The sequence below is a fragment of the Xanthovirga aplysinae genome, assembly GCF_009711365.1.
Classification (GTDB): Bacteria; Bacteroidota; Bacteroidia; order Cytophagales; family Cyclobacteriaceae; genus Xanthovirga; species Xanthovirga aplysinae.
This window is the reverse complement of the sequence record NZ_SMMB01001046.1, coordinates 1-7,002: the sequence shown is the minus strand read 5'-3', so window position 1 is coordinate 7,002 and position 7,002 is coordinate 1. Positions and strand designations below refer to the sequence as shown.

The following is a 7,002-nucleotide window of genomic DNA, read 5'->3' as shown; positions in this document are numbered from 1 at the left end:
AAAGGCAAAATAAAAATTAGTCTTTATACGGAAAGTGGAAATGTAGATACCGAGAATTTTAAAGTTATCATCTACAATTCGACTGATGAAATTATAGAAACTTTTGAACCTTTCACTGAAATCCCAGATGAAGTAAGCCTTGAAGTAGGAAATTATTATATTATTGCGCAATCTGGTCAAGATCTGGCACCTAATTCTTATGAAAGTGACCATGTAGAATTTAAAGTTGAAGAAGGGGGAATTCTCTATTTAGAAGTTCTCTGTAAGCTTAAAGAAGAGTCCAACAGTGAAGGAAGATTAGGTATTAGCCTTGTTACTGATCCTATGGTTAATACTGAAAATTTTGTAGTTACCATTTACAATACCAATAGTGAAGTAATAAAAAACTTTGAACGTTTTAGTGAAATTCCTGAGGAAGTAAGCCTTGAAGAGGGAAGCTATTATATTATTGCACACTCTGGTCAAGATCTGAAACCTAATTACTATGAAAGTGATCCTATTGAATTTGAAGTAATAGGAGGGGAGTTGGTGAATATAGAGGTTCCATGTTTACTTAGAGAAGAGGAGAAAGGTACCGGACAGTTAAGCATAGGTCTTTACACGGAGAGGACCGTTAATACTGAAAACTTTGCAGTTACTATCTATAATAACGACGATGAAGTTATAGAAACTTTTGAGCGTTTTAGTGAAGTTCCAGATGAGATAAATCTTGAAGTTGGCGATTATTATGTTATTGCTCATTCAGGGCAAGATCTGGAGCCCTACTACTATGAGAGTGATCCAACTCCTTTTGAAATCAAAAAAGATGAGTTACGCTCGTTTTCTATTTATTGTCCCTTAGTAAGAGAGCCAGAACCAGGTATTTTATCTCTACAAATAAATTTACCAATTGTTGGAATTGACCTGAATGATTTTGAAGTCAGTATTTTTAATGATAGGGATCAACTAATAGAAAGTTTTGGGCAGGCTACTCAGGTCCCAACCGATCTTGATCTTGAAGAAGGGACCTATTATGTGGTGGTTACAGATACAAGAGATGACCTTCCTTCTATTACATTTGATGAAACGAAGGCAAAATATGGTGGGAGTTCTGATCCTTTCGTGATAATTCCAAACCAGAAAAGAGAGGTTTCAATTAGTTGTGTGGTGCAAAGCGCCAATGTAGGAGTGGAATATACAGAGGCCTATTTAAATACATTTAAAGATTGGCAAGGTAATATGGAACCTATTGATTATTCCTTAAGCCTATTGCAAAAAGCTACTAATTCTGAAGTAATTTTTTCTTTAGGGAATAACCAACCCCATGCTTATGTAAACAGTCCCAATGGATATTGGATTAATGTCCATTGGGTCAACCGAAATAATCCCCAGTCACATGCCAGTAGGGAACTTGGTGCTTTCTCTTTTGAAAAAGAAGAAGGTATTTACATAATTAGAGTTGATGGGAGTTCTTTTTATCCCTCTGTAGAGGTTGAAGAAATTTAGGAAAAGGTCCCTTATTTAACAAGGGACCTTTTTTTACCTTAAATAATAAATACTTCAGATAAGTATTAAGGAAAAGTTAAAACTAATTAAAAGTTTATTAATTTTATTTTAAGCTCACCTTTTTTAAAGCCTGGGAGGCAAGTCTTAACAAAATATTATTGTATATTTTACCAATGTTTTTGGTTTGGAATAGCTTTTTCTATGGGAAAGTCAGAAAGGTACAAACAAGAATTTATTAAGTTCCAGGGGGAGTTAAAATCATTTATTTATCGAATAGTCACTCATAGGGAAGAGGCAGAGGATATTGCGCAAGACACCTACCTGAAGGCATTTAAAAATCTAAATTCATTCCAAGAAAAATCTTCCTTTAAAACTTGGGTTTTTTCCATTGCCCTTAATTTGCTAAGAGATAATGTAAGAGCAAGGCAAAGATGGGGAAAGGATTGGCAAGACCTTGCAAGAAAGCTGCATCTGGAAAATGATCATTTACTTCAAAAGCAATTAGAGGTTTCCCAGGTTTCTGAACATGGAAGGTTTGTTATTCGTGAGCATATCAATTTCTGTTTCTCCTGTATTAACAAAACCCTTCTTCTTACCCAGCAACTTTGCTTACTACTTAAAGAGGTTTATAATTTTAAGGTAAAAGAAATAATACTGATTACCGGTCTAACTAAAGGAAAAGTAAAACATGCAATAGCTGACGCTCGAAAAGAAATGAGTCGAATTTTTGAAAAGCGTTGTGCTTTAATTAATAAAAAAGGGATTTGTCACCAGTGTACGGAGCTTAATGATAAATTTAATCCCGAACAAAAAGCCCAAATAGAAATTAATAAATTTAAAATGGTAAAAGAAGCTCATAATAAAAATTATGAGAAACTGCTGAGCCTTAGATTACAATTGGTTAAATCGATTGATCCTCTCCATGCTGAGGGAACTGACCTACATAATTACTTCTTGGAAAATTGTCCAGATTGGGCAAAATCTCAAAAGGCTAAACAGGTAAAATAAAAAAATGAATATTTCGTCCGTTTTTGCTTAGTCATTCGTCCAAGTTTTAGATAACCAAATTAAAATAATGATTCTATTAAAAAGGAGATAAGGCAAAATCATCGATGCCTATCACTTTGTAAGTAAAGATCTAAACTAAACAAGAAGGACGACTATGAGAAAACTAGCGATTTTAACTTTTCAAACCCTTGATGGGGTAATGCAAGCACCTAAAGAACCAGAGGAAGATAAATCTAATGGTTTTGAACAGGGGGGATGGGCTGATCCATATTGGGATAAAGTAATGGCGCAAGTAAGAGAAGAAGCAATGGCTGAACCTTACGACTTGTTACTTGGTAGAAAGACTTATGAGCTCTTTGCTCCTCATTTTTCAAATTTAAAAGTAGAGTCGGAGGGCAATTTACTAAATGACGCTACCAAATATGTAGCAACAAACACTCTGAAAAAATTGGATTGGCAAAATTCTTTTCCAATTAGAGGGGATATAGCAAAGCAGGTGGCTGGACTTAAATCCCAAGATGGGCCCCTGTTGCAAGTTCATGGTAGTTGGCAGTTGATCCAAACCCTCTTAAAGTTTGATTTGGTAGATGAGTATCGACTATGGACTTTTCCCCTAATCCTTGGAGAAGGTAAGCGTTTATTTCAACAAGGGCTCCCACCGAAGAATCTTACACTTCTAAAATCAGCATCAACTTCCAACGGGGTAGGTATGAGCATTTATGGACGTGATTAGGAAGGTTTTAAGCGGCCTGACTTTGTCTCCAAGAAAAACCCTTTAATAGACTACTTCAAGGGGTTTTTCTTAATTTAATTTCTATTTAAACATGCTCTTAATTACTTCATCAATTAATAGGGATTTGGGGATTCATTTAATTCATGGAAGTATTGAAAGAGAAGAAAAAAGATTGTATTTCTTTTAAAGGAATGGTATAAACTAGGTTGTGAAGAGTGTTCAGGCCATTTCCTTTATAAAGAGTGGTACATGACTTTTAGCAAGGTATAAGTGAGTTTGGTACACTTGCAAATTTCCATTGATGCTAAACTTATTTCCTCTTTCGTGAAAAGAATATTTATGGGGATATGCTGCTATGAATTCTTAAGATTAAAATATTTCGTTAAAATTCGTCCGAATCTAAAGCTTTATTTGTCTAAGGGATAGGGTTGGGTAATTTTAAGAGGCCACAAGTTTTAAAACTAAAAAATGGAACAAGGACATAATAATTCCCAAATTATAACTGAAAAGGACTTTCATGAAGCCTTTCTTTCCCTGATTAAGGAATTGACATCCTTTGTATTCAGGCTGGTTACAAACAAGGAGGACACCGAAGACTTGGTGCAGGATACCTATTTAAAAGCCTATACCAAGCTATATACTTTCCAGGGAAATTCAACCTTAAAAACATGGGTGTTTAGTATTGCGGTCAATTTGTGCAAGAACCATTTAGCCGGAAAAAAAAGATGGCCAGAAAACACCCAACAGCTAGGTGCAGCATTACATCTGCGATCAGAAGAGTTATTTTGTAGAATGAAAGAGGTTTTTTACAGGCAACCCTCCCACAATTTTGAAATAAGAGAACATATAAATTATTGCTTTAACTGTATCAGCAAAACACTGCTTTTAAGCCAACAAATATGTTTATTACTCAAAGAAGTGTATGGATTTAGCTTGAAAGAGATCATGAGTATTACCAAATTGTCAGAAGGTAAGGCCAAACATGCCTTGGCGGATGGGAGGAAACATATGCATCGTATTTTTAATAATAGATGTTCACTGATCAAGAAGACGGGTACTTGCCATGAATGCACAACAATTAAAGGAATTTTAAATCCTGAACAAGAAGCTCACATAAAGGCCAATGAAATAAAAATGGCCAAACAAAAGGATCATCCTAATAAAGAATACCTCCTTAATCTTAGAATTGATATTGTTAAAGGAATAGATCCCCTTAATTCTACTAACTCTATTTTTCACACCTATCTATTGAAGAACAATCCAAAATGGGTAGAGATAGCCACCAATGAGTAAAACAAAAAAAAATAATAAATCCCGTCCAATTGATTAGGTTAAATTGTCTAATAAAAAGTAAGTACATAAAAACAATTTAGGAATGGAAAACCAAAGGGTTTATAGTAAGTCTCAGACTAGTATGGATAGGAGTGCAATTCTTAACAATTTGGAAAAAATCGGGTCCTGGAAAATTACCATCCATAGTTCTTTGCAGGGCGTTTGGAAAATATTAAATGATTCCTCAAACATGGCTATATGGGGAAGGTCTTTTGTAAAACATACAACTGCCGGAAAGGAATACCTGGGTGCAGTTAGAAATTGTGAGTTGCAAATGGGAAATAAGATTGGAAAAGTAAAAGAAGAAACGATCATCTATAAGCCAACAAGTGAAATCTTCTGGAAAATGAAAGAGGATAATCTTGGCATGAAAAATATAATGAATGAATTTGTTTTCGGTTTTACCACCAAATCGATTGATTGCCAAATTACCGAGGTTCAATTTGAACAATACTATAGACCCTCAAATATTTTCAAAAGGTTATTGGTAAAACTGATGATGAAACCCAAAATGGGTAAAACCAACAAGGTGTTATTGCAAGATTTAAAAAGGTTAATTGAAAAGGGTCAGGTAGTATGAAAGAGGTACCATTTATAAGGCATATTTTGGCTTTCTTATCCTTTGTTATTCCCACCTTAATAATTGGGTTCACTTTTAAATTTAAAATATTCAAAGAAGAGTATGACGCATTGAATATGCATAGAGAAAACATAGCGTTGCTCTTTGCTTTTGGGTCCCTATTTATTCAGGGGGTGTTCTGGCCGTACATTTGTTCCACACTATTTCTACAAGATTCTTTTTTGCGGAGAACACTTAAATTATTTTCCTTGGCCTTTCCCCTTGGGTTCAGCTTTGGAGTTTGTGTAATAGCGGCTAAGCATGTGATGACCTCCCTTGAGGATTTTGTAGTACTAGAAACAGGATTCACTTTGATTATGTATGCTGTGGTATGTCCTTTAATCTCTATGTGTTATACTGTTTTACCAAGGAGGTAATTAATAAAGGAACAAAAAATGAATTGTAGTAATTTTTGAGATTTCTTCTCCCTGGAGTTTTTCCAATTTTAGTGAGTTTTTTGGAAGGCCAATTTAATGGGAAAGAACAAGATTTTGAGTTTGATGAATTCCCAATCACCTATTTTTTTATTAACGGTGTAAGGTGGATTGAAAGATCGAAAATGTTTTAGTGAAAAAAGAAAATTATTTTGTAATTCCCTATTCATCTTATTTTAGAGATTCAGAAAGTCATTAGATGTTAACTAAGGCCCATTTCCTTTCCCTGAATACTTTTGATCAAGAGTAAGGAGGAGTCATTCCAATGCGTTTTATGGTATGTGGTTAATTAAAGTGTAGGAGGTCGAACGAGGATAGACGGAACGTTAGAAATGGTTTTTGTAACCCCCCTGTGAAAATACTCCTGTTGCTGGCGTGGGTTGGATGGTAGAAAAAGGGGGAGCCGTTGTAAGTTATTTAGTTTAAAATATAAAGATTTAGAATGTATAAAGGAGCTTGCATTAACAAACCATTGGTACTCTAAAGCCACCAATAGAAATCAATTGGGCCAATCATATTACCAATCCATGATCTAATAACTATTGTACCTTGTTACAACCAAAACTTTTTATTTGTCCGTTCTGTAATTTCTTTCCCTCATTCAGGGCATATCATCATAGTCGTGGATTACACGTTTAATGTACGTATAAATATACTTTTAAATTTGCGGGTCTTCTTGTAGTGATTTAACTTAATCCAAACTGATGAAGGACCCTACCAAACATATTACCTTAAAACACCTTCTGATTAATGGTCAGAAAAAAATTGGTATTCAATTTTATCCTGACAAGATTATTCAGGCCTTAATTAAAGAGCTTCCCTCTCCAAAATGGTCAAGGAAATATGGAATGGTGTATATAAAAAACAATGCCCCCAACTTAAACATAGTTTTTCAGAAATTTAAAGGAGTAGCCTGGGTAAACACCAACTATTTTTTTAAAAACGGCACTTTAAAAAATAATAATAAACCTTTGAGCATTGAATGGTTCAGAAAGCGTAAACTACCTGCACATCATAAAGTATGTCCCGAAGCCTATTTCCTAAAGCTCGAAATTAAGAAGTATTCTCTTTCCACTGCCAAAAGTTACATTTCCCATTTTGAAGCTTTCATGAATTATTTTAAAACCCATGAGCTCCTAAAACTCAATGAGAATGATATTAGGTATTATTTAGGATATTTAGTGAAAGCCAATAAATCTGAAGCCTATATACACCAAGCAATTAATGCCATTAAATTTTATTACGAAATGGTTTTAGGAATGCCAAATCGTTTCTATGCCATTGAAAGACCTCGAAAGAAGGTAAATCTGCCCATTGTGCTTAGTCAAAAAGAGGTCTCCGGTATGTTGAATAATTTGCCCAATATTAAACATAAATGCATTTTGGGACTG

General features: G+C 34.5%; 7 protein-coding genes. All 7 read left to right on the top strand.

From position 1 onward, the window contains the following. On the top strand, positions 1–1,485 hold a 1,485-nt coding region (locus E1171_RS11325; protein WP_155206119.1), incomplete at its 5' end, for a DUF4493 domain-containing protein. Between the two features lie 201 nt (positions 1,486–1,686). Beyond that, positions 1,687–2,493 carry an RNA polymerase sigma factor gene (locus E1171_RS11320; protein ID WP_155206118.1) on the top strand — a complete coding sequence of 269 codons (807 nt, stop codon included), beginning with the start codon at positions 1,687–1,689 and terminating at the stop codon, positions 2,491–2,493. 154 nt (positions 2,494–2,647) lie between these two features. After that, positions 2,648–3,226 (top strand): dihydrofolate reductase family protein, encoded by a 579-nt coding sequence (locus E1171_RS11315; RefSeq protein WP_155206117.1) that lies wholly within the window; start codon positions 2,648–2,650, stop codon positions 3,224–3,226. Positions 3,227–3,694: 468 nt separating this feature from the next. Next, positions 3,695–4,519: an RNA polymerase sigma factor gene (locus E1171_RS11310; protein WP_155206116.1), complete on the top strand. Its 825-nt coding sequence runs from the start codon at positions 3,695–3,697 to the stop codon at positions 4,517–4,519. An 82-nt stretch (positions 4,520–4,601) separates the two neighbouring features. Beyond that, the gene (locus tag E1171_RS11305) at positions 4,602–5,138 is read left to right on the top strand and encodes an SRPBCC family protein (protein ID WP_155206115.1); all 537 of its coding nucleotides are present in this window, start codon (positions 4,602–4,604) and stop codon (positions 5,136–5,138) included. After that, positions 5,135–5,554: a hypothetical protein gene (locus E1171_RS11300; protein ID WP_155206114.1), complete on the top strand. Its 420-nt coding sequence runs from the start codon at positions 5,135–5,137 to the stop codon at positions 5,552–5,554. The genes E1171_RS11305 and E1171_RS11300 overlap by 4 nt, the downstream gene beginning before the upstream one ends. Before the next feature lie 761 nt (positions 5,555–6,315). Next, positions 6,316–7,002 (top strand): phage integrase N-terminal SAM-like domain-containing protein (locus E1171_RS11295; protein ID WP_187696403.1); only part of this gene is annotated, 687 nt, incomplete at its 3' end.